Origin of the sequence: Corynebacterium uropygiale (genome assembly GCF_021568315.1) — a bacterium.
Lineage (GTDB): Bacteria > Actinomycetota > Actinomycetes > Mycobacteriales > Mycobacteriaceae > Corynebacterium > Corynebacterium uropygiale.
Window position 1 is genome coordinate 124385 of sequence record NZ_JAKGSI010000004.1, and the last position, 22066, is coordinate 146450.

At 64.3% G+C, this 22066-nt stretch carries 22 protein-coding genes; 11 read left to right on the forward strand and 11 right to left on the reverse strand.

Annotated elements, in window-relative coordinates; genetic code table 11:
• Nucleotide 1: 1 nt before the first annotated feature.
• The 3 genes from L1O03_RS08350 to L1O03_RS08360 are packed head-to-tail and all read left to right on the forward strand — an operon-like array spanning nt 2 to nt 3478.
• Nucleotides 2–1747: a nickel-dependent hydrogenase large subunit gene (locus tag L1O03_RS08350; protein ID WP_236119324.1), complete on the forward strand. Its 1746-nt coding sequence runs from the start codon at nt 2–4 to the stop codon at nt 1745–1747.
• Nucleotides 1744–2913: a Ni/Fe-hydrogenase, b-type cytochrome subunit gene (gene cybH / locus L1O03_RS08355; protein ID WP_236119325.1), complete on the forward strand. Its 1170-nt coding sequence runs from the start codon at nt 1744–1746 to the stop codon at nt 2911–2913. Before L1O03_RS08350 ends, cybH begins: the two co-directional genes overlap by 4 nt.
• Entirely contained in the window at nt 2894–3478 is a 585-nt protein-coding gene (locus tag L1O03_RS08360; protein WP_420830321.1) for a HyaD/HybD family hydrogenase maturation endopeptidase, read from the forward strand. The genes cybH and L1O03_RS08360 overlap by 20 nt, the downstream gene beginning before the upstream one ends.
• Nucleotides 3479–3520: 42 nt before the next feature.
• On the opposite strand, the gene L1O03_RS08365 is transcribed toward L1O03_RS08360, so the two are convergent.
• The 4 genes from L1O03_RS08365 to L1O03_RS08380 form a co-directional block, all read right to left on the reverse strand.
• Nucleotides 3521–4330, reverse strand: a complete 810-nt coding sequence (locus tag L1O03_RS08365; protein ID WP_236119327.1) for a hypothetical protein — start codon at nt 4328–4330, stop codon at nt 3521–3523.
• Complete coding sequence (locus tag L1O03_RS08370; protein ID WP_236119328.1) at nt 4330–6912, reverse strand: TNT domain-containing protein; 2583 nt, start codon at nt 6910–6912, stop codon at nt 4330–4332. Before L1O03_RS08370 ends, L1O03_RS08365 begins: the two co-directional genes overlap by 1 nt.
• Nucleotides 6913–6977: 65 nt before the next feature.
• Entirely contained in the window at nt 6978–7745 is a 768-nt protein-coding gene (locus L1O03_RS08375) for an MspA family porin (protein ID WP_236119329.1), read from the reverse strand.
• Between the two features lie 142 nt (nt 7746–7887).
• The gene (locus L1O03_RS08380) at nt 7888–8223 is read right to left on the reverse strand and encodes a hydrogenase maturation nickel metallochaperone HypA/HybF (RefSeq protein WP_236119330.1); all 336 of its coding nucleotides are present in this window, start codon (nt 8221–8223) and stop codon (nt 7888–7890) included.
• A gap of 87 nt (nt 8224–8310) precedes the next feature.
• On the opposite strand from L1O03_RS08380, the gene L1O03_RS08385 reads away from it, so the two are divergent.
• From L1O03_RS08385 to hypD, 4 genes are read left to right on the forward strand one after another with little or no spacing between them, the layout of a single operon-like run.
• The gene (locus tag L1O03_RS08385; RefSeq protein ID WP_236119331.1) at nt 8311–9444 is read left to right on the forward strand and encodes a nickel-dependent hydrogenase large subunit; all 1134 of its coding nucleotides are present in this window, start codon (nt 8311–8313) and stop codon (nt 9442–9444) included.
• A gap of 14 nt (nt 9445–9458) precedes the next feature.
• Entirely contained in the window at nt 9459–9752 is a 294-nt protein-coding gene (locus L1O03_RS08390) for a HypC/HybG/HupF family hydrogenase formation chaperone (RefSeq protein ID WP_236119332.1), read from the forward strand.
• Entirely contained in the window at nt 9715–9981 is a 267-nt protein-coding gene (locus tag L1O03_RS08395; protein WP_236119333.1) for a HypC/HybG/HupF family hydrogenase formation chaperone, read from the forward strand. Before L1O03_RS08390 ends, L1O03_RS08395 begins: the two co-directional genes overlap by 38 nt.
• Nucleotides 9978–11111 carry a hydrogenase formation protein HypD gene (gene hypD / locus L1O03_RS08400; protein WP_236119334.1) on the forward strand — a complete coding sequence of 378 codons (1134 nt, stop codon included), beginning with the start codon at nt 9978–9980 and terminating at the stop codon, nt 11109–11111. The genes L1O03_RS08395 and hypD overlap by 4 nt, the downstream gene beginning before the upstream one ends.
• 99 nt (nt 11112–11210) lie before the next feature.
• Here the strand turns inward: hypD and L1O03_RS08405 are convergent, their stop codons facing one another.
• From L1O03_RS08405 to L1O03_RS08425, 5 genes are all read right to left on the reverse strand, one after another.
• Nucleotides 11211–11690, reverse strand: a complete 480-nt coding sequence (locus L1O03_RS08405; protein ID WP_236119335.1) for a DUF6985 domain-containing protein — start codon at nt 11688–11690, stop codon at nt 11211–11213.
• Nucleotides 11691–12176: 486 nt separating this feature from the next.
• Nucleotides 12177–13031: a hypothetical protein gene (locus tag L1O03_RS08410; protein ID WP_236119336.1), complete on the reverse strand. Its 855-nt coding sequence runs from the start codon at nt 13029–13031 to the stop codon at nt 12177–12179.
• Nucleotides 13032–13286: 255 nt separating this feature from the next.
• Nucleotides 13287–14867, reverse strand: coding sequence for a lysine--tRNA ligase (gene lysS, locus L1O03_RS08415; RefSeq protein ID WP_236119337.1), 1581 nt, complete (start codon nt 14865–14867; stop codon nt 13287–13289).
• A 44-nt stretch (nt 14868–14911) separates the two neighbouring features.
• Nucleotides 14912–16084 (reverse strand): aminotransferase class I/II-fold pyridoxal phosphate-dependent enzyme, encoded by a 1173-nt coding sequence (locus tag L1O03_RS08420; RefSeq protein WP_236119338.1) that lies wholly within the window; start codon nt 16082–16084, stop codon nt 14912–14914.
• Nucleotides 16081–16791, reverse strand: a complete 711-nt coding sequence (locus L1O03_RS08425; RefSeq protein WP_236119339.1) for a 6-carboxyhexanoate--CoA ligase — start codon at nt 16789–16791, stop codon at nt 16081–16083. The genes L1O03_RS08420 and L1O03_RS08425 overlap by 4 nt, the downstream gene beginning before the upstream one ends.
• Nucleotides 16792–16955: 164 nt before the next feature.
• Here L1O03_RS08425 and L1O03_RS08430 point away from each other — a divergent pair, with 164 nt between their 5' ends.
• The 4 genes from L1O03_RS08430 to L1O03_RS08445 all read left to right on the forward strand — a co-directional run bounded on the left by L1O03_RS08430 (nt 16956) and on the right by L1O03_RS08445 (nt 20384).
• A complete protein-coding gene (locus L1O03_RS08430) occupies nt 16956–18701 on the forward strand; it encodes a carbon starvation CstA family protein (protein WP_236119340.1) in 1746 nt (581 codons plus the stop codon).
• Between the two features lie 3 nt (nt 18702–18704).
• Nucleotides 18705–18968, forward strand: coding sequence for a cory-CC-star protein (locus tag L1O03_RS08435; RefSeq protein ID WP_236119341.1), 264 nt, complete (start codon nt 18705–18707; stop codon nt 18966–18968).
• Nucleotides 18959–19939: an ArsA family ATPase gene (locus tag L1O03_RS08440; RefSeq protein ID WP_236119342.1), complete on the forward strand. Its 981-nt coding sequence runs from the start codon at nt 18959–18961 to the stop codon at nt 19937–19939. Before L1O03_RS08435 ends, L1O03_RS08440 begins: the two co-directional genes overlap by 10 nt.
• A 229-nt stretch (nt 19940–20168) precedes the next feature.
• Nucleotides 20169–20384, forward strand: coding sequence for a hypothetical protein (locus L1O03_RS08445; protein WP_236119343.1), 216 nt, complete (start codon nt 20169–20171; stop codon nt 20382–20384).
• A gap of 50 nt (nt 20385–20434) precedes the next feature.
• Here L1O03_RS08445 and L1O03_RS08450 read toward each other — a convergent pair whose 3' ends face one another.
• On the reverse strand, nt 20435–21064 hold the full coding sequence (locus L1O03_RS08450; protein WP_236119344.1) for a hypothetical protein: 630 nt from the start codon (nt 21062–21064) through the stop codon (nt 20435–20437).
• Nucleotides 21061–22047 carry a DUF6779 domain-containing protein gene (locus L1O03_RS08455; protein WP_236119345.1) on the reverse strand — a complete coding sequence of 329 codons (987 nt, stop codon included), beginning with the start codon at nt 22045–22047 and terminating at the stop codon, nt 21061–21063. The genes L1O03_RS08450 and L1O03_RS08455 overlap by 4 nt, the downstream gene beginning before the upstream one ends.
• Nucleotides 22048–22066: the final 19 nt, after the last annotated feature.

Below are 22066 nucleotides of genomic sequence, written 5' to 3' on the forward strand. Positions count from 1 at the left end.
CATGGCTGAGCGTCTTGTCGTCGACCCCATCACCCGCATCGAGGGCCACCTGCGCATCGAGGTGGAGCACGAGAACGGAACCATCACGGACGCCTGGTCCGAGACCACCCAGTACCGCGGGATTGAGACCATCGTGGAGGGCCGCGACCCGCGCGATGTGTGGGCCTTCGTGGGCCGGATCTGCGGCGTGTGCACCGGCACGCACTCGGTGGCCAGCGTCACCGCGGTGGAGGATGCCATCGGCTCGGAGCCGCCGCGGCAGGCGCGGCTCATCCGGGACATCGTCAACGCCGCGCAGGAGAGCCACGACCACGTCGTGCACTTCTACCACCTCCACGCCCTCGACTGGGTCAATGTGGTCTCCGCGGCGAAGGCGGACCCACAGAAGGCCGTCGAGTTCGCCCATTCGATCGGCTCGAAGTGGAAGGGCAATAGCGTCGAGCGCTTCACGGAGGTGAAGAAGACGGTCGAGGGGCTCCTTGACTCGGGGCAGCTGTCCATCTTCACGGGCGGCTACTGGGATCACCCGGATTATCGGCTTCCCCCGGAGGCCAACCTCATGGCAGTGTCCCACTACTTGGACGCCCTCCAATTCCAGCGCAGCATCATCCGCATTGTCACGGTGTTCGGCGGGAAGAATCCGCACCCGAATTACCTTGTGGGCGGGATGGCCTGCTCCATCGACCCCGATAAGTCGGAGACGTTTAACCAGGTCAACCTCGATAACATCCAGGCCTGGGCGAAGGAAATCCGCGAGTTCATCGAGGGCTGCTACCTCCCCGACGCCCTCGCCATCATGGGGGTCTACAAGGATTACTTCGATATCGGCCGCTCCTCGGACACCTTCCTCGCCGTCGGCATGGCCGGCGCTACCTACGCGGGCAGCCCGTCTGGCCAGCCCGTCTCCCGCGTCCACCCGGAGGTCCGCCCCGGGGTCATTCTCGACGGCGACTACTCCGCCCTCCACGAGGTGGATGCCGAGAAGATCCGCGAGTACATCTCCTCCGCGTGGTTCAGCTATGGCGAGGGCAAGGACTCCGAGGGCCTGCACCCCTCCGTCGGGGAGACCACCCCCACCTACACCGGCCCGCAGCCGCCCTACACCTGGCTCGGCGACGCGAAGGACGGCCGCTACACCTGGTCCAAGGCCCCGCGCTACGACGGGCGGGCCACGCAGGTGGGGCCGCTCGCGCGGGTGCTCGTCGCGTATCTCCAGAAGGAGAAGACGACGAAGAAGCTCGTCGATAAGGCGCTGGCCTCGTTGAAGATTTCCGTCCCCCAGCTCAACTCGACGGGCGGGCGCACCCTCGCCCGCGCGGTGGAGGCCGTCACGACGGCGGAGGCCCTCTGCGATCACCTCCTCCCCGAGTTCATCGAGAACCTCGCCCAGGGGGACATCGACGTCTTTGACCCCAACCGCTGGGAGCCGGACTCCTGGCCCGAGGACTGCGAGGGCTTCTCCATGATCGAGGTGGCCCGCGGCTGCCTCAGCCACTGGATCCACATCACCGACGGCGCGGTCTCCAACTACCAGGCAGTGGTGCCCACCACCTGGCTGGCCGGCGGCCGGGACCCCCAGGGCCAGCGCGGCCCCTATGAGGAGGCGCTGCGCCAGCATCCGCTCGTCGACCCTGATCAGCCGCTCGAAATCCTGCGAACCATCCACTCCTTCGACCCGTGCATGTCCTGCGCGGTCCACGTCCTCAACCCGGAGGGCGAGAAGGTGTACGAGGTGATGACCCCATGACAGCCCCGGTCGACGCCCTCGTCGTGCGCCCCGTCCGCGCCTACTCCGCGAGCCGCCTGAGCTCCGGGGAGTTGCTGCGGCTGGCGGCCGCCGTCCCGGACGCTGAGAGCACAGACCCCGTCGATTCCGCCCTCCGCGCCTCCCTCCGCGCGAACGCGCCGGACCTCTCCCCGGCGGTCCCCTCGGAGTTCTCCCCGGCGAGCGCGGAGCGCCGCTACTCGCTGGCCCTCGCCGAGGGGCAGCGCATCATGCGCGGAGAACTCGAGGATGTGCTCGAGCGCTCCACGCTCAACGCGAAGGAAAGGTCCGCGCTGGTGCGCCACGCGCGAAGCCATCGCCGACGCGGGCAGCGCCTGCTCGGGGTGGCCACCGCGCCCGAGGGCAGCGAGGAGTTCACCCTCCAGGGCTTCATCGCCCTCGCCGTGGAGAGCCGCGCGAAGGCGGAGCGTCGAGCCTCCCACAACCCCACCCAGTGGGTGCGCGTGCCCCTGTGGCCGCTCTCCATCCGCATCCTCCACTGGCTCAACGTGTTCTTCATCGTGACGCTGTCGGTGAGCGGCTACTACATCATGAACCCCTCGTGGTTGCCGGCGCCGGCCCCTATTCCCGACGGCAGCGGCTACTTCTTCGGCTGGGTGCGGCTCATCCACGTGATCGCCGCGGTGGGCTGGCTGGCGATGGGAGCCGTCCGCGTGTGGCTGTGGATCTTCTCCCGCCACAAGCAGCTGCGATGGCGAGCCATGTGGCCCCTCGATTCCCGGGAGTCCTTCCGCGGCCTGTGGGGAACCATCCGCCACTACGCCTTCCTGGACCGCGAGGGCCCGCTCTACATCACCCACAACCCGCTCCAGCAGCTCTCCTACACGGGGCTCTACGCCTTGTGCATCATCCAGATGGGCACCGGCCTGGCACTCTACGGACTGTCGAACCAGTACAGCGGTTTCTGGCGGGTGCTGTCCTTCCCGGTGCACTGGATCGGGGTGCCGGACACCCGGCTCATTCACGCCCTGCTCATGTACGTGATCTGGGCTTTCGTCATCATCCACATCTACCTGGCAGTGCGCGCCGACACCCTCGAACGCCACGGCGGCGTCTCCTCCATGATTAACGGCGCGGTCTGGCTGCGCCGAGGCGCCCAGCCGCTCGATGGGCCGCGCATTGACTGAGCCGCACACCCCCGGGTCCGGGGGCCGGCGCCATATCACGGTGCTGGCCGTCGGCAACCCGATCCTTCACGACGACGGCACCGGCCAGGCCATCCTCGCCGCACTCCGCGGCCAGCCGGAGGACACATGGATGCCCGACGCCGCCGGCCGCCGAGATGGTACCGCGCGGGAGGCGGGTGTGGCTGATTCCCTGCCGGCGGGGGTCCAGTGCGTGGACGGGGGAATCTCCGGGATGGAGCTCCTTCCCGTGCTCGAGGACGCCACCCACCTGCTCCTCCTCGACGCCATCGCGGGAAAGGAACCGGGCGAGGTGGTGGTTCTCACCGGCGATCAGCTGCCGAGGCTGCGCGAGGCCTCCCTCTCCCCGCATCAAGTGGGGCTGCTTGACCTGCTTTCTGCGGCACGGCTGCTCGGGGCGGAGCCGGAGGAGGTGGCCGCGGTGGGGATCGTCCCCGAGCGCGTGGACCCCGGAGTGGGGCTCAGCCCAGCGGTGGCCGCCCGCGTCCCTGAAGCTGCCGCCCGAGCCCAAGAGATCCTCACTGAGTGGGCAGGGGACGGGGAGTAGACCTGCTGGGGGGCGGCTGCGGATGGATCTTCGGGGCGAAAGCTACCGCTCCTTCTTGCGCTCAGCGATGGCCACGGCAACCTTGTCCATGAATGTGAAGATATCAACGTTCAATCCATGTGCCAAATTCTTAAAATAAGGAGCATCGTAGCCAATAAACCAGGCATCATCATTAACGGTAGACCTGAAAATAGTCCAATCGTGCGTGATATACTTGTTTATATTTTCCCGCGTGCGAGGCAGTCCTCTGGAATCTATGAAAGCCAAAGAAGTCTCTTCCAGATACCGTTGCTGTTCCGGTTTATATAATGACTTATGCACGTTCCAGTTATACGGCTGCATATCCAACCCACCGGGACACATTCCAGAGGACAATACATCGCAATCTAAGACGCGACCAATACTTAACAACCAGTCGAAAACGATTTCCTTCAGTGCATCCTCAAAACGGCTATACGCACCAGAACCCACAACTTCCTCTTCCCAGTCACTCAACTCATGAGCTCCAAAAAGACCGACCGGCCCAGGACGAATCGCATAATACGAACCACACACAGGACCAGTTGCCCCAATCGCCAAACAATCCGGCTCCGGAAAAATCTGAAAACCAGGAATAGTCTCCAACCGAAACGCACTCGCAGGCAGATGATCCCGCAAATACTCACACGTTCGAACCACCAAAGACAAATCCTCCGACGTCCATGCTACCTGAAAATCAGGTACAGTTCGGCCCTCATCACGATAATTCTCAAACCTAGCAAGTCTCGCCTGAGTGTTCTTATCCAGCACCGGATTACTTCCCGGCAACATAATTTCAATCTTTCGCGGATCAAAGTCATTACACACCATCATCACTTACCGCCTTTCATCTGCTTCCATATGGTTTCTAATACACCAGCAATTTCACGATCATCAAGCTCGCGGAATATCTTAAAATTAAATATTTCCTTAGCAGATCGTATACCAATCTCTCCTGTCATGGGGTGCGGCCCTTCGAAAAGGTACTGCGGGCCACCACCAGGCTGAGCATGATCTTTCGCCACCTTACCCTCGATAATCACCCAATCATCGTCCAACTTTGACGGATCCACCAACTCATACACATGATACTCCTGCGCCAAATTATGGGCAGGCATCGCCAGATCCTTAAAAGGCACACCAGGATCCGTAAAATTTGTGCCACCAGGATACCCAATCCGAGCAAACAACTTCCCCGCAGGAACCTCAGACAACAACCTCCTCACCGGAGGCGGATCAGCAGCAAAACCACGATCCACATCTTCTCGCCACCGCGGCACAACCTTCTCGCCTTCATCAAAGGCAAGAGGATACCGAGCCAGCGGATCACGCCTCAAATACGTCTGCGCATACTCAAGCTCGCTCAAAGCACGCCCATGCTCATCCACCCCAAACGGCTTAGACCCAGGAGGAAGAAACAAATCATTACGCAAAAAATGATCTACAGCTTGCGGATTAGGGTACTCCTTCCACACACCACTATCCGGAATAGTTAACACCACACCCCGAACTGGCGCAGGCTTTTTATCAACAGGCACCGGCACAGTTCGCGGCACATCCCCACCGGGCGCTTCAACATCCGTGACCGGATGCTCCCGTACAGGACCACTATGCTCGTGGCGACTAGGCGCAACTTTATCACCAGAAACAGGCCGCGTCGGCTCTAGTCGCTCAACACGCCGTGCTCCACCTTCCAAGCGATCAGTCTCACGAAGCGACCGCCCAACACGCCTGCCAACACGCCCTACACGCGATACAGACTGAACACCTTTACCCCCATACACCAAACCAAGGATGTTCGTGCCCGCCTTGCCAACACCTTTGGCATACTCACCACGAGCAAACTCATCCCACGCAACAGTGTCTTTACCTAACTGTTTCCACGCCTGACCAACACTGACCGTGTCACTAGCCCCCACCAAAGCACCCGGACCCTCTTTCCACGATTCCGCCACACCAGGACCATCATCAGCACCCATCCCCACTAACGGAGCCGTGCCCTCAACAGTCTGCTCACCGACTTCATACACACCGTCCCCAACATGCATCCCCACCTGGCCGGTCCTCGCTACACCACGAACAACCTTGCTATCCGACTTGGAGTAATGATCAACAGCAACCTGTGACGCAACACGCGCCTGGGTATGCTTCCGCCCAACCCAGCCGGCCCCCTTTCGCACACTGGTTTTCACACCATGGGCCACACGCTTCGTACCATGCCACGTCTTCTTCGCAACGTTTTTCGTTCCACCCCATACCTTCGAACCAGCATTCTTCGTCTTCTGCCACCACGAAGGCTTCTCCTCATCCGGATCCGCCAGCACAGGGAACACCGTCTTCTCGGTAGGCACGATGACCTGGGTGATACCACCACGGGCATCGTCAACAACATAATGAGTCTCCACCAGACGGCCGGCAGCATCCACCGCCCACGGCGCCTTGATTTCCGACACCACCTCACCAGCAGCATCAACAACAACCACCCCACCCTCAGGAGTGGATTTCATCTGCCCACCAACAGGGACATCCACCTTGAAAAACTGTTCCCGATCAGAATCTGAATCCTCTAAAAGCACCAGGCTCTGCCGACGCCGATTCGACCACGGAATCACCATCCGCCACACCCGGCCCCGCCGGGCACCGACCACACCAATCCCACACATCACCGCCGCAACAGCAAAAAGCGCCGCCACAATACCAAGCAAAGCTTTCTTCCACCCAGAAAAACGCGCACTCCCAACAACCCGGCTCTCATCATTGTTGCTGTCCCCACCGGGAGGGGAAGGCACCTCTCCTTGCTTAGAATCCGGCGCATTTTCTAACGAGGAAGAACCACTCTCCCTACTATCAGCACCCACACTATCGTCATCACGCCTGGAATCACCGGATACGACAACATCATCAGCACCTTGATCCTGAGATGAATGTTCCCCTAAAGGCGCAGGGGACTCTTCTCTGCGCATTTCAGGTTCCGCCGCCGGCGAAGGCGCATGAGTGCTGACACCAGAACCATACTTTTCCTGATTCGCCTCAACACGCCGCCGCCGCTCTTCCTGCCTTTCACGAAGCCCCGTCCGTGGAGACCCGACCCGCATATCATCGGCATAACGATTCGGGACATCAAACCCGTGATACTCCCGCCTCGCCCCACCAGCATCCGGCAGATCAACTTGCGGGGGATCATCAGGGACAGGACCACAAATATACGGCGCTGGATTCGGCGGGATCGCACCAACATGGCCCGGATGGGTTGCAAGATAAAGATCTTGCCATTGCTTCTCCCTGGCAGCTTTCTCCCTCTCACACCGGGCAATATCCTCCGCAGTAGGCTCCTTTGCCTCTACAACCTCGGCACCAATACCGCCGACAAAAACAAGCCCAGCAATCCAAGCCAACTCCAGACACCGGATACACAATCTCGTCCGCACGATGACCCTCTACAACCACCAACTACCGTGAAACCACCCCGTTACTGCACCACTTAACGAATCCGCTGCGGATCCCCGTACACAGTGATCGCATCCATCGAGGTCGCAGACGCCGTGTGAACAGTCGCATAAGAACGAACACTCACCGGCCCAAGGCACCCATGAATCTGGATGTCCGCCCCTTCAAAACCACCAGCAACACGCTTATACCCCGGATCGATTTGCTTATCCACCAACACCACATTGGTAATCGCACCCGGCTCAAGATGAGCAGACACCGTAGGGGCAACCTCAGCCTTCCCATCTACCCCCACTTCAGCCTTCCCGCGAGCATCAGCAGAAACATCAACACCCTGCACATTCGGAAGCTTCACGCTCACACTCGGACCAGCTTCCCCACCCAACCGCATCGTCGGCGAGGAGCCCAACGCCCCAGCAAGCTCCGCATCAACACCACCAGGAATACTCACCCCACAACCGATCTGATACCCAGCCTCAAACGACATCGCATCAAGTTCAGGCTCACCTTGACCATCAATCCACGCACGGAAATTCATACTCCCATACGTTTGCCCAGTCGTGACAGAACCATCCAACGCCGGAGCAAGAAAAACACGCTCCCCCGACTTTTCCACATGCAACCCCCACCCATCACTCGTCGTCTTATGCACCCCACGATCAGGCTGAGAAACCTCGCCACCCCACACCGGCAACGGCCACGGCAAAAAATCAACCCCGGCAGCACCCGCCACCGGCAACCCACTCACACACACTCCCGCAGCAACACCCACAGCCACCAAAGCACGAGCAAACGACTTCACAACACATACCCTTCTCTCAGAATCCAAACAGACCCCGATTAAGGTACTCTCATTTTCAACTTAAAGAGAAACTACATGACTGTCATTCTCATCACACCATTGGTGATAGTCTGGCTCCCAGTCGCAGTCTTCTCAAACCCCCTCATTCCACATCCACGAAGGTCACCTGGAATTCCCTCCCGTGCCGAAGGTCGGCGGTCGGCGTCCCGCAGACGGGGCAGGTGAGCGCAAAGAATTCGTCGATCTCGCGCTCGCAGCCGCAGCTCGGGCACCAGACGGCCGCGGGGATCTCCGTGACCTGGAGCTCCGCACCCTCGCAGACGCTGTTCTGCCGAGCCACCGGCCACGCCCCGTCGAGGGCCTCGGGGATGACTCCGCTGCGGCTGCCGACGTCGAGCCCCACACGCAGCACGGTGCGCCCCTGCGCGACCCCCTCGACGGCGTCCACCACGCCCCGGAGCAGGCTCAGTTCATGCATGCCCCTATTATGCGCGCCCCTCCCTTCCACGTATACTGAGCTGCGAAAACACCGTGGTGAGCGGGCCGAGAGGACAGTGATGAGGCCATGCCAACCGTCAGCGTCGGGCAGAGTATCAACCCCTTCGGGGTGGACGTGTGCGTGGAGCCGGGGCCGCGGGCCTACCTGGATCTCGGGGCGCTGCCGCGGCTGGAGCCTTCCCTTCTGGGTTCGCCGGTGGCGGAGGTGCCGACGATCGTCAAGCGCCTCTGCGGCATTTGCCCCACCCCACACCACCTCGCGGGCATTCGCGCGCTGGAGTCCCTGCTCGGCGGCGTGGAGCTGACCCCCACCGCGCACGCCGTCCGGGAGCTTCTCCACCACGGCAGTGTCATCGACACGTTCGCCCCGCGCCTGGTGGGCGTGGACCGTGAGCTCGCGATCCTCGCCCGCCGCACCGGCACGCTGCTGCTTCGGGCCGCCGGCTGCCCGGGCCACTTCCCGGATGTGGCCGTCGTGGGCGGGGTGCGCGCTCCCGCCGACTCCGCCCTGCTCAAGGAGGCCGCTCCCCTTCTCGACGAGCTCACCTCCGCGCTCTCCGCCCCCGGCGTCTCCGCTGAGCCGCTGCGCGCTGAGCCCTGGCCCGAGGGAGTGGACCTCAACCTGGAGCCGGGTCCGCTCGGCACGGAGGTGGTCGTGCGCGGGGCACCGGAGCCGCTCCGTTTCCCCGTCGAGGAGTGGCCGGAGCGCGTCCGCGAGTCCCGCCCGGGCTCCGCGGACTGCCGCCCCGATGTGCGGGTGGGCTCCTGGTACTACCCGTGGCGCACGGGCCCGGCGCTCAGCGAGGCGGGCGCAGGCTTGGGTGCGGTGCGCGCCAGCTGCGAGGCGCTCCGGGGTCTTCTCGCGCGCGCGGAGCTGTATGGGGATGAGGTGGGTGTCGCCCGGGATGTCGCGGAGATTCGGCCGAGTGGCGTGGGGGTGGGCGTCGTCGAGGGCCCGCGGGGTCTTCTCGCGCACGTGTATGAGGCCGAGGAGGGCACGCTCGTGGGGTGCCAGATTCTCACGCCGACGGCGCAGAACGCCGCGTGGCTGGAGTCCCTGCTCACGCAGGCGGTGGCCGCGGGGGCGGAGCCGGCGGCGCTCGAGCGGGCGATCAGGTTAGTGGACCCTTGTCTGCCGTGCACGCATGCCCCGGCTGGCATGATGGAGGTACACATCCACGAACAATCTGGGAGGCGTTGACGATGTGCCTCGGCGTGCCAGGAAAGGTGCTGCGCTGCCAGCCGGCGGGCGGCCCGCTCGGCATGGCTGAGGTGGATGTTGAGGGGGAACATCGCAGCGTGTGCACGGCCTACACCCCGGAGGTGGGGGTGGGTGACTGGGTGCTCATCTCTCACGGTTTCATCATGGACGTGCTGTCCGAGGAGGACGCCCAGGAGGTCCTCCGCACCATGAAGGAGCATCGGGTGCTGCGCCCGGAGCTTCTACCCCAGGGAAAGGAAAGGCTGCAGGATGTGTCTCGGCGTTCCCGCTCAGATCACGAGCGTTGATAGCCCCGGCCGCGCCACGGTCACGATCAGCGGCGTGAGCAGGGAAATCTCCACGGATCTTCTCCCTGTGGAGGCGGTGTCTCCCGGGCAGTGGGTGCTCGTTCACGTGGGTTTCGCACTCTCTCTCATCGACGAGGAGGAGGCGGCCATCACCCTCCAGCAGATCCGCCAGTTGGGCGGCGGCACTTTCGAGGATGAGCTCGATTCCTTCAAGGGGTCCCGGATATGAAGTTCGTCGACGAGTTCCGCGACCCCGACGCCGCCCGCGCCCTCATCCACCAAATCTCCGCCGACGCCGAGCGCCTCGGCCGGCCCATCGCCCTCATGGAGATCTGCGGCGGCCACACCCACACGATTTACCGCTACGGCCTGGAGAATCTCCTCCCGGAGTCGGTGGAACTCGTCCACGGTCCCGGCTGCCCGGTGTGCGTCATCCCCATGGGAAGGATCGACGACGCCATCTGGTTGGCCCAACAGCCCGGCGTAACGTTCTGCACGTTCGGCGACATGATGCGCGTCCCCGGGTCCGAGAAGTCCCTGCTGGACGCCCGCGCCGATGGTGCCGACGTCCAGTTCGTCTATTCCCCCTTGGATGCGCTGCGTATCGCTGAGGAGCGCCCGGATCGGGAGGTGGTCTTCTTTGCCGTGGGCTTTGAGACCACCGCGCCGTCGACGGCCGCGACCCTCGCCGCCGCGCGGACCCGAGGCATCCGGAATTTCAGCGTCTTCTCCAATCACGTGTTCACGGAGCCCCCGCTGCGCGCGATCGTCGATGAGGGGCGTACTCGCATCGATGGATTCATCGGGCCGGGTCACGTTTCGGCGGTGACGGGCTCGGCGCGCTTCGAGTTCCTGGCCCGCGAGTCTGACCGGCCGGTGGCGGTGTGCGGCTTCGAGCCCCTCGACATTCTCCAGGGTGTGGCGCTGCTGCTTCGGCAGTTCCTCTCCGGAGAGCCGGCCCGCGTGGACAACCAGTATTCGCGGGTGGTCCTGCCGCAGGGGAATCTGATCGCCCAGCGCCTCATGGACGAGGCCTTCGAGGTGCGCGACACCTTCGAATGGCGGGGCCTCGGCTGGCTTCCCCGCTCGGGGATGGCGATCAGCGAGGCCTTCGCCGAGTGGGATGCCGAGCGCCGCTTCGACGTGCCCGGCCGGCGGGTGGCCGACCCCGTGGCCTGCGAGTGCGGCTCCGTCCTCACCGGGCGGATTAAGCCCTGGCAGTGCCGGGTCTTTGGGACCGCGTGCACGCCCGCCACGCCGATCGGCACGTGCATGGTCTCCCCGGAGGGAGCCTGCGCCGCGTATTACAACTTCGGCCGGCTTGATCGGGAGGCCAGCCAGGGGATTAGCGCGGGCTAGCTGGGGTGGAGTTCACGCAGCTGAGCGGAGGACATACGCGGCCATGCGGCCTGCCAGGTACGACGCAAGCCGTGCGAGCGCCTGGGCTCGAGGCAGCGTTCAAAAGACTTCCTCGCACGGGCCAGCCTCGATGAGGGTGGTGCCGTCGAGGAAAGCGAAGGCCAGGCCGTGCTCCTCCTCCCACTCACACTCGCACTCGAGGTAGATGACCGCATGGCGCTCTTTATCCCGTTCCTCGACCTGGACAATGGGCTCGCACCGGCCCATGGTCACGTGGTTCCACACGTCCTCGGGATTCTCGATGACAGGCAGCCACTCCATGACTTCTTCGTCATCGCACTGGTCATCATAAAAATCCTTGTAGTAGCGGTAGACCGGGTCCGTAGCGGGCAGGAGGTCGCTGTGCTCGAGCGCTCGAAAGGCCTGGATAGCCTTCACGATGAGGTCGTTATCCGCGGGGTCGTAGTCCTCAATGCGGAAGGGGATGTCTGCTTCAAAGAGGGTGACGTCCAGTGCGGGCGTGATGACTTCATCAGGGAATTCGCCTTCGCTGAGCTCTCCGATACCTGGAAGTGACATGGTCATGGGGTGCCTTTCTCTTGAGAGGGTGTCGGGCTTTCCCAGGGGGGGGTTGTTTCCCCCACAAGGTTTTCTTGAGGATACCAGATGCGAGCGTGCTGCACGGCGGAAGCGAATCTCGCTGGTCACCGGGGCACCGCAGCAACTTCACCCGGGCCAAGAGGGTGACAGCAGAGAGAACCTCGCGAGCACCTGCGGCCGTGAGACGGACTTTGCCCCCCAGCGACTGGGCAAAAAGCACAATCCACGCGAGTTTGGATGGGCCAATCATTTTCGCTGAGCTGTCCGATACCGGGAAGTGACATAGTCATGGGGCGCCTCTCTCTTGGAGGCTCGCAGAGTCTTCCCCTGAGATTGTATCCCCTAGGGCACGGTTTACTTAATGAAACCTGTTGGGTCGCGACAAGACGGACCCGAGATACCTATGCCAAGACCAACATAAATCCACTGCCGACCCCGTGCCTCGGAGGACCTACTTGAAGCAGTCTACAGGCTTCTCCTGTATCTGTCCATAGCGACAATTAACATATTCATGAATGTGTAAATATCCGTATTTAGACCATGGGAAATGTTATTAAAGTATGGACAATGATTTCCCACATACCAGGCATTCTCGTTGGTTGTAGACCTATAAATCATATCCCCTTTGGTTATGGCCGTATTTATATTTTCGGGCGTCATATCCTTCCCAAATAATTGAAGTGTCTCGCGTGCGATTTCTTCTAAATAGTGTTGCTGCCCTGCTGTGAACAATGACTTATGCTCATCCCAGTCGAAGGGAACCATCTCCACCCCCTCCGCACATACCCCGAAATCAAAATCCTCACCCTTCTGCACGCCCCCAACAGTTACCAGCCAGCTATAAACAAACTCCTTTAGCGCATCTTCAAATCGGCTGAAATTACCCGAGGGTATCCATTCTTCTTCAAGGTCAAGTGCCAGTGGATACGTGGCATAAAGTCCAACAGGGCCCGGACGAATAACCCGATACGAAGAATAATCAGGCCCCATCGCGCCTATTGCCAAACAATCTGGCTCTGGGAAAATCTGAAAACCGGGAATAGTCCTCGGACCATACACACCTTCTGGAAGACAATCCCGCAGATACTCACACACTCCGACCACCAAAGATAAGTCTTTTGACGTCCATGCAACAGGAAATTCAGGAGCAGCCCCTCCCCTCTTAACATTTGCGTCAAACTGTGCTTGCCTAATCGCAGAATTCTTAATGAGTTTATCATTCTGGCCGGGCATCATGATTTCAACCTTCCGGGGATCAAAAACCGGAGGGCAAGTCTCCTTCTTGCCACTCTTCCCCGACCACAGGCGCTTCCCTAACACGTCAATATCTCCCTACAGACCCATTTCATTGATTGAGGTAATACCAAACAGCATATCACCATCGCCCCCACTAATTCTCTCTCCCAGGCTGTATCCCTACCGTCTGTGCTCCCCACACGGGGCAAGGCGGTGCGAAGCTCTCGTCACTCCCCCTTGTAGATGCCGCAACAAGGGCCAGCCTCGCAAGTAAGAAAGCATAAGAATGCCCGCGGCACTCATGCCGCGGGCTCATCAAGGCTCACTCAGCGCCCCACCTTAGCGCTCCGGCTTCACCATGGGGAAGAGCACGGTCTCGCGGATGCCCAGGCCGGTCAGCGCCATGAGGAGGCGGTCGATGCCCATGCCGTTCCCGGACGTCGGAGGCATTCCCTGCTCCATGGCGGCCAGGAAGTCTTCGTCGAGAACCATGGCCTCATCGTCGCCGCCGGCAGCCAAGCGCGCCTGGTCCTCGAAGCGCTCGCGCTGGATGACCGGGTCGACGAGCTCGGAGTAGCCCGTCGCGAGCTCGAATCCACGCACGTAGAGGTCCCACTTCTCGGTGACGCCGCGCTGCGAGCGGTGCTGGCGGGTGAGCGGGGACGTCTCGACGGGGAAGTTCTTCACGAATACGGGGCCGTAGAGCTGGTCCTCGCAGAGGTGCTCCCACAGCTCCTCGACGAGCTTGCCGTGGCCCCAGCCGGCGTTCTCGGGCACCTCGAGGCCCACGACCTCGGCGATCGCCTTGAGCTCCTCCACCGTGGAGTCGACGGTCACCTCGGGCTGCTCCGGGTGGGCGGCGTGCAGGGCCTCGTTGAGGGAGGGGTACATTTCCATCTCCCGCCACTCGCCGGAGAAGTCGTAGGTGCTGCCATCGGCGAGGGTGACCACCTGGCTGCCGAAGACCTCCTCGGCCACCGACTGAATGAGACGACGAATCAGGTCCGCCCCGTCCTCGTAAGTGCCCCACGCCTGGTAGGTCTCCAGCATGGCGAACTCCGGCGAGTGCGAGGAGTCCACGCCCTCGTTGCGGAAGTTGCGGTTGACCTCGAACACGCGATCAATGCCGCCCACCACGCAGCGCTTGAGGTAGAGCTCGGGGGCAATGCGCAGGTAGAGGTCAATGTCGAGGGCGTTGGAGTGGGTCTCGAAGGGGCGTGCCGCAGCGCCGCCGTGAAGCGTCTGGAGCATCGGGGTCTCCACCTCGAGGAAGCCTTCGCCCTCCAGGAAGTTGCGCAGCGCGCGCATCACCTTGATGCGGGTGAGCGCGTTCGTCCGCGCCTGTTCCCGCATGATGAGATCGGTGTAGCGCTGACGGATGCGCGTGTCCTCGGCCATCTCAGCGAAGCTCACCGGCAGGGGCCGCAGGGCCTTCGACGCCATCTCCCAGCTCGTCGCCATGACGGAGAGCTCACCCCGACGCGAGGCCACCACGCGCCCCGTCACCGAGATGAAATCCCCCATATCCACGTCACTCTTCCACGCGGCGAGGGACTCCTCCCCCACCTCGCGGAGCGAGAGCATCGCCTGTACCTGGGTCCCGTCCCCATCCTGCAGGGTGGCGAAGCACAGCTTGCCCGTATTCCGCATGAAGATGAGGCGCCCGGCGATGGAGACGATCTCCTCGGTTTCCTCACCGGGCCGCAGGACGGTCACGCCCTCGGCCTCCGGCGCGTCCTCCCCCTCGGGGACAACCTGGTAGAGCGCCCGCAGCGCGGCCAGCGAGGTGCTCCGCGGAACGCGGACGGGATAAGGCTCCCTCCCCTCGTCCAGCAGACGCTGACGCTTGTCACGCCGAATACGAAGCTGTTCGGGCAGGTCCTGCTGTGTCGTGTCGTTCTTCTGCTGAGCCTTAGTCACGCTAGCTAGGTTAGCCGACCAGCACGGGCAGGGAACAGTTGGAGTCACGCGTCCTCCGCCATCGCCTCCACCACCGCCTCCGCGCACCGGCGGATGTGCTCCTCGGTGTGGGTGGCCATGACGGTGGCCCGGAGGATGGCCTCGCCCTCTTTCACCGTTGGGTAGCGGATAGCCGGGATCAGCACCCCGGCGTCCTCAAGCCGCGCGGCAATGCGCATCGCCCGCCGACTGTCCCCCACGGGCACCGGGATGATCGGTGTGGAAAGGGCGTGGGGGATGAGGTGGGCGTCGGCAAGGAGGGTGCTGAGGAGCCGGGCGTTGCGCTGGAGGGCGCGGACGGGGCTCGGGTCCTCGCGGAGGAGGGTGATCGCGGCGTGGACGGCGGCGACGGTGGCGGGCGTCGGGGCGGTGCTGAACATATAGGAGCGGGCGCGGTGGCGGAGGAATCGGATGATGTCGCTGCGTGCGGCCACAAAACCGCCCTCCACGCCGAGGGCTTTCGACGCCGTCCCGATGAGGAGGTCGGGGTGCTGCCCGTGGACCTCGACGCTGCCCCGGCCCTCCTCACCGAGCGTGCCGATGGCGTGGGCGTCATCGATCATCGTCCAGGCGCCGTGCTGCCGCGCGATGGTGCTCAGCCCGGGGAGGTCCGCGACGGCGGCGTGCATGCTGAACAAGCCATCGCTCACCACGAGCGCGTGGGGCTCCGGGCGGCTGGCGAGGATGCGTTCGGCGGCGTCGAGGTCACCGTGCGGGAAGACGGCCACGCGCGCGCGGGCGAGCCGGGCACCGTCGATGATGGAGGCGTGGTTGAGCTCGTCGGAGAGGATGAGGACGTCGGGGCCGCCGATCGCGGCGAGGGTGGAGAGGTTGGCTTGGTAGCCGGTGGCGAAGAAGATGGCGTCCTCGGTGCCGAGCCACTCGGCGATGCTGCGCTCGAGCTCCCGGTGGAGGGCCGTGGTCCCGGTGGTGAGCCTGCTCCCGCCGCTGCCGGCGCCGAAGCGGCGGGTGGCCTCGGTGGCGGCGGCGAGGAGCCGCGGGTGCTGGGCCAGGCCCAAGTAGTTGGAGCTGGAGAAGAGGAGCACGCGGCGGCCGTCGACGAGCGCCTCCGGCTCCTGCCCGGAACCGAACTCCCGCTCGTGGCGCTCGAGGCCCTGGGCGCGCCAGGCCTCGTTGAGGGCGGCGGCGTGCTGGGCGAGGCTCTCGGTGCTGCTCATCGGACGATCACCGGGATGTCGCGCAGGTAGTGGCCGAGCGCTTCGAGGTCCGTGCCCCGGCGGACGAGGATGATGCGCGTGCCCACGGGCTCACCCTCCTCCTTGAGGGGGCTCACCCGGTGGTAGGTGCCCGCGCAGGCGACGTATCCGCGCAGGTAAGAGGGGTCATCGCTGATGCAAAGCTCGGCCAGCACCCCCGGCGCGCTAGCCACCTTCGTGGCGAGGGTGAGGGCCTCGAGAAAATGGTTCTTCTGCGGGTCGCTGAGGGAGGAGCCCACGTGATCGAGCCGCCGCGCCCGCACGACCACGCCCGTGTCCCGGCCGTCCTCGTCGAGGACCTGCGCCCCGGGCACGCCGGTGATGGTGCAGAGGGTGTGGAGGGCCCGATCGGCGGCGCGCTCGCTGATGCCGGCGCTGCGGAGGATGCGCGCGAGAGTGTGCCGGGCGTCGGCCACGCTGGGGAGCTCGTGGCTCTCCTGCTTGAGCTCGGGCAGCACGCGGATGTCCTCCGGGCGTAGGGCGTGGGCGGCGATGTGCATCTCGTCGGGCGGGCCGAGGGGGTGGCGGGCGGCCCGCGTGGCCAGAAGTGCGCTGGCGGCGGGGACGTCGCGGGCGTCAACGATTCGCTCGGCGCCGGAGATGTGCCGGCCCTCGCGGGAGGCCCGCATGGTGACGCTCGTGGGGGCGCGGAATGGGTGGGTGTTCACTCATCACAGGGTAGTTGAACACCGTTCAGGAGCACCGTTCTGGCGCGCGCACGGCTCCCCCTCATCCCCCTCTCATGGACCCCTCAGTGTCGCCTCCCCTGCGAACGTGTCATGATAGAGACCACAGTGACCTGGATAACAAATAACCTGGAAAGGCCACCACCATGAACTCCTTGGTCCTCGCGATCATCGGGATTGCCATGATGACCTGCGGTTACCTCATCTATTCGAGGTTCTTGGGGAAGAAGATCTTCCGCCTCAGCGAGCACTATCGCACCCCTGCCCACACCCTCAATGATGGGGTCGATTACGTCCCCACCAACAAGTACGTCCTCTGGGGCCACCACTTCACCTCCGTCGCGGGGGCAGCGCCCATCGTAGGCCCGGCGGTCGCTGTGATCTGGGGGTGGCTGCCGGCTTTCCTCTGGGTGACGCTCGGCACGGTCTTCATCGCGGGCATGCATGACCTCGGCGCACTGTGGGCCTCGCAGCGCCACCGCGGCCAGTCGATCGGCACACTGTCTGGCCGCTACATCGGGTCTCGGGGGCGCAACCTCTTCCTCGTGGTGATCTTCCTCCTTCTCCTCATGGTGGTGACGGCCTTCGCCGTGGTCATCTCCAGTCTTTTGGTCTCGACGCCCACCGCGGTCATCCCCACCTGGGGCGCGATCCTCGTCGCCGTGCTGGTGGGGCAGGCGATTTACCGCCTGAAGTGGAATCTCCCCATCGTGTCGGTGGTGGGCGTGGTGGCGCTCTACGCGCTCATCATCCTCGGCGATCGCTTCCCCATCACCCTGCCGGACAGCCTCTTCGGGCTGAGCCCCAACGCGGTGTGGATCCTCCTGCTCTTCATCTACGGCGGCATCGCCTCCCTGCTGCCCGTGTGGGTTCTGCTTCAGCCCCGCGACTACATCAATGGCCTCCAGCTCTTCGTGGGCCTGGGCATCCTCTACCTCTCCGTGCTCATTTCGGCGCCGGCCGTCGTCGCCCCCGCACTCAACGCGGAGATGCCGGCGAACTCGCCCTCGATGGTGCCGCTCCTCTTCGTCACGATCGCCTGCGGCGCGATTTCCGGCTTCCACGGAACGGTCGCCTCGGGCACGACGTCCAAGCAGCTGGATAAGGAGACCGACGCCCGCTTTGTCGGCTACTTCGGGGCGGTGGGCGAGGGCCTGCTCTCCCTCGGCGCGATCATCGCGACGACGGCCGGCTTCCGCTCCCTCACCCAGTGGAAGGAGATCTACACGGCCTTCAACGAGGGCGGGGTGGGCGCCTTCGTGAAGGGCGGCGGCGCGCTGGTCAACACCGGGCTGGGGATTCCCACCTCCCTCTCGGCGACGATCCTCGCGACCATGGCGGTGCTCTTCGCCGCCACCACCATGGACACCGGCCTGCGCCTCAAGCGCATGGTGGTCCAGGAGATCGGGGAGATCATGGGCGTGCGCCTGGGCGCCGGAGTTGCGACGGCCATCGCGCTGCTCATCGCCCTGGGACTCACCTTCTCCGCCGGCGGCGACGGCTCCGGCGGCATGACCATCTGGCCGCTCTTCGGCACGACGAACCAGCTCATGGCCGCGCTGACGCTCTCCATCGTCTGCGTGATCCTCACCCGGCTGCGCCGGCCCATCTGGCCCATTGTCATCCCGCTGCTTTTCGTGCTCATCATGTCCTTCTGGGCGGCGATCCTCCAGGTGGGCCAGTTCTACGCGGCCGGCAAGTGGCTGCTGCTGGTGCTCGACGTCATCATCATCGTCGCGGCGCTGTGGGTGTCCATCGAGGCGATCGGCGCTCTCCGCCGCGCCCGCCGCGACCCGCCCACGGTGTGGAGCGACGACGACCTCGACGCCCCCGCACCCGCCGGCGAGGACACCTCCGCCGAGCCCTCCGCGGCCACCCGCAGCGAGGCCTAACCCATGTCATGGAAAGAGAAGTGGTCCTCCTTCCAAGCGGGGCTCTCCGAGTTCTACATGGCCCCCTACCGGCGGGAATTCCTCCGGGCCGCCCGCGAGGAGGACGACCTCTTCCTCCTCCTCGTTCTCTCCGAGGCGCTCGGCCTCCCCAACCCCGCCGCCTATCACACGATGGAGCTCCTCCCCGTCGTCTACGAGGAGTTCCACGAGTGGCACCAACGCATGGGGATGGATCACTCCCCCATTGAAGGAATCCGATGCTGCTAGACCACCTCGATGACCAGCAACTTCTCTTCTTCGGCGGCAAGGGCGGCGTAGGCAAAACCACCTGCGCCGCCGCCACCGCCCTCTCCTGCGCCCAGCGCGGCGAGCGCGTCCTGCTCATCTCCACCGACCCCGCGCACAACCTCGGCCACCTCTTCGAGCACAGCATCGGCGACGACGGCCACTCCCTCAGCGAGACACTCGACGTCATCGAGATCGACGCCGCCCGCACCACCGCCGCCCACCTTAAGCAGGTGGAGGCCACCATGCGCCGGCTCAGCCCGCCCCGCCTGCACAAGGAAATCGAGCGCCACGTGCAGCTGGCCGCCCACGCCCCCGGCACCCACGAGGCCGCGATCCTCGAGCGCATCGCCCAGCTCGTCGACGTCCACCGGACGACGCACGACCGGATCGTCGTCGACACCGCCCCCTCCGGGCACACCGCGCGCCTCCTCGCGCTGCCTGAGCTCATGTCCGCGTGGACCGACGGCCTGCTGCGCCGCCGCGACACCGCCGACCGCCTCTCCGCCGCCGCCCGGGGGCTCAGCGCCAAGGATGCGGCCGTCGCCGCAGCCAGCCCCCTGGAGCAGCGAAACCAGGAGCTGCGGCACATTCTCCACGAGCGCCGCGAGCTCTTCGCCCGCCTCCGCGACCTCCTTAGCGACGCCCACCGCTGCGCCTTCATCCTCGTCCTCACCGCGGAGGCCCTGCCCGTCGCGGAGACCATCGAGTTCCACCACGAACTCACCTGCCACCAGGGCCTGCGCGTGCCGGCTCTCGTGGTGAACCGGCGCTCCCCCGTGGATCAGGGCGAGTTCCTCGCCAGGCGCCACGAGGTGGAGGAGCAGCACCTGGCCACCCTGCGGGAGGCGCTCCCCGATGTTCCGCTCGTCCAGATCCCGCTCCTCGAACACGACATCGTAGGAACCGAGCAGCTCCACGACTTCGCGCGCCACACCGCGGGGGAGCGCTAGCGCGGGGGAAAGCGCAGGTCAGAAACCTATTTCGGCGTGGAGGCGGCAGGAGTAATCACCCTTCGTCTCTACGGATGGTCACTTTCGTCTACTTCCGCATGGTCGTTCGTTCGCACTCATGCGGAGGTACTTTTTTCGTTGATCTATCACTTATCATTGACATTCAAGTGTCTCCCCCCTACGGTGAAAACAGAAACCGATAGCACACAACTACTAAGAAAGGAAGACAATGACCAAGAGCGAACACTATGTGTCCCTATTCGGTATCGTCGCAGCGCTTATCGCTGTGCATATCATCCGTGGGCACACACACTGGCCCTTCTTAGGACAAATCGCTGCCGCACTAGGAATTGGGGTGCTTGTGGCGGTGATACTCGTGGGCATACTCGGCGCGCTGGGAATCATCAAACCGGAGACAAAACACGACGATTCACCCACCGCGTAGAGAATGTAGGCGGGCAAATCCCCTCTTTTTAGCTTTCCCCCCCGGCCGCCTTATTTCCCGTATTGTTCTAGCGCGCGCAGGTGCGCGAGGGTGGTCTCATCTCCTCGCCGTTCCGCCTCGGCGCGAAGGCGCCGCAGGAGCTCCTGCTTCCCCTGGGGATCGGCCGTGCCCGCTGCCTCCCAGAGTTCCAGGAGCCAGTCGGGAACCGGAGACTTATCGGGGCCTGCCGACAGGGTGTCGGCATCATCGTGAAAGACTTTCGCCCCCACGTCGAGAACAAGGATTTCGAGTGAGGCCCGGGCCAGGTCGTCGGCCCCCTCGACGCGAAACACAGCCTCCGGGCCTGCCACGGGGATAATCCTCCCCGTCACCGCCCCCTTGAGGTAGAGGCCGTTGAGTGCGATGGCCCCGTGCGTCGGGCTCGTGTGCGCGATGATCTGCCGCGGGCGCACGTACGGCGTGATGGTTGTAATAAGGGCGCTGAGTTCCCCCTTGGCGGGGTTGAGGAGGATCATCTCGGCCTCCTCGATGAGCCGGACCCACTCGTCCCACGGACGCGGCGTCTCTGGGATGGGCAGGATGCGGTGCCCGCGGCGCTCGAGGGCCTCGAGGAGCAGTCTGGTCTCCTCCTCCTCGCCGCTGCCCATCCTGAAGATACTCAGCCGGGGCGCCGGGTTCACTCCTCCTCCTGGATCTCCCGGGCGCGGGCCAGGAGTTCCGCGACAGTGAAGCTACCGGCGCGCTTATCGTCGGCCCGGCGGCGGCCGCGGCGTTCGGTGCTCGGGGCCTCGGGGCGCTCGTGGGCGCCGCGGTGCTCCTTATTGTCCCAGCTCACGGCGGAGAAGGAGCCGGTGTCGAAGTGGATGGTGGCGGTCTCATCCGCGCTGGGACCGCTCTGGGAGGTCTGAGCGGAACCGGCACCGGCAGCACCGGCGGCGCTGCCGTGCCCGCTGGGCCGCCGGCTCCCCTGCTCCTCGGCTTCTTCGGTCTCCGCGTCCTCGGGCTCCTCCGGCTTCGTCGGCCGGGTGCTCGTGCGGGGCTGCGCAGGCTGTTCGCTGCGCGGGCCCTCGGCTCGGCTCGGCGCGGCGTCCTCGTCCGTGCGCTGGTCGCGGGGGTTGTGGCCGTCCTCGGCGGGTTCGCCCTGCGCCCAGGGGTAGCGGATGGGGTGGCTGGGCTGCTGCCCGATGCGCCCCGCCACGGCGTCGGCCGAGGGGGCGCGGTGGCCGTCCTGGGGTTCGGGATCCGGGACGCGGGCCTCCTGCTCGATTTCGAGGACCCGGCGGGCCTCGGCGCGCAGTGCCGCCGGCTCGTATTCGAAGGTCTGCCCGGCGATGTCCTCCAGCTGCCCGCGGAGGGCGCCCAATTGTTCGTGAATGCGTTCCAGGGTGTCGGCGTGCTGATCGCGCTGCTTCTCGGCGTATTCGCGGGCGAAGCGTTCCTGCTCCACTTCCATCTCCGCCTCGGCGCACTCCATCTCGGCGTGGTAGAGGTCCCGGGCGTATTCGAGTTCGCGACGGGACTCGTCGGCTTGGCGTCGGTAGCGCGTCACCAGGAAGAACCCGATGATCGCAGCCCACAGCGCCGCCAATAACGCCAGTTTGAGAGCACCAGAGGAGTTGGTGACCAGCATGATCACGCTCGCCACGAGAGCGAGAACGATCAAGAGGATCAGCAGAACCAGA